1 protein-coding gene is annotated in these 843 nt (G+C 70.3%); it reads right to left on the bottom strand.

Features of this window, described 5'->3' with window-relative positions; genetic code table 11:
- On the bottom strand, nucleotides 1-843 hold an 843-nt coding region (locus D7V93_RS43605), incomplete at both ends, for an ATP-dependent helicase (protein ID WP_147451706.1).

Below are 843 nucleotides of genomic sequence, written 5' to 3'. Positions count from 1 at the left end.
CCTGGGGCACGGGGCCCGGGGCGCCGTCGGACACGAGCGCCTTGGGGAACTGGCGGGTGTTGTGCGCGATGACGGCGTTCGCGAGCCGCAGCACCTGGGGCGTGGAGCGATAGTTGCGCGTGAGCGGGTAGATGCCGCAGCCGGGGTAGCGCTTTGGGAAGTCGATGATGTTGGTGAACTCCGCGCCGCGGAAGCTGTAGATGGACTGGCAGTCGTCGCCCACGACGGTGAGGTTCCGGCGCTCACCCACGAGCAGGTCCACGAGGTCGCCCTGGAGGCGGTTGGTGTCCTGGTACTCGTCCACGAGCACGCCCTGGAAGCGCGCGGTGAGCTCCGCGCGGATGACGGGGTGCTCCTCGAGCAGCCGCTTCAGGTGCGCGAGCAGGTCGTCGTAGTCCATCAGGTCCATCTGCGCCTTGCGCTGCTGGAAGCGGCGGGCGGTGGCGAACACCTCGGGCGCGACAGGGAGCATCTGCGGCCGGCGCTCCACCAGCACCTGCGACACCGGCTGCTGGAGGTTGGTGGCGAGCGACACGAGCTCCAGCAGCGCGTCCGGACGCGGGAAGCGCTTGTCGCTCTTGAGCTTGCGCTCGGCCAGACACGTGGCCATCAGGTCGCGCGAGTCCTCGCGATCCAACACCGTGAAGTCGGTGGTGAAGCCCAGCGCGCCCGCGTGCTGGCGCAGGAGCACGTGCGCCGCGTGGTGGAAGGTGCCGCCCAGCATGCGGCCCACGTCCGCGAAGCCGCCGGCCAGCTCCTCCACGCGGCGGATCATCTCGCGCGCGGCCTTGTTGGTGAACGTGAGCAGCAGCAGCGCTTCCGGGGGCACGCCCCGCTCCAGCA

Source organism: Corallococcus llansteffanensis (genome assembly GCF_003612055.1).
Lineage (GTDB): Bacteria > Myxococcota > Myxococcia > Myxococcales > Myxococcaceae > Corallococcus > Corallococcus llansteffanensis.
Note: the sequence above shows the minus strand (reverse complement) of the source record. Positions and strands in the feature narration are given on the sequence as shown.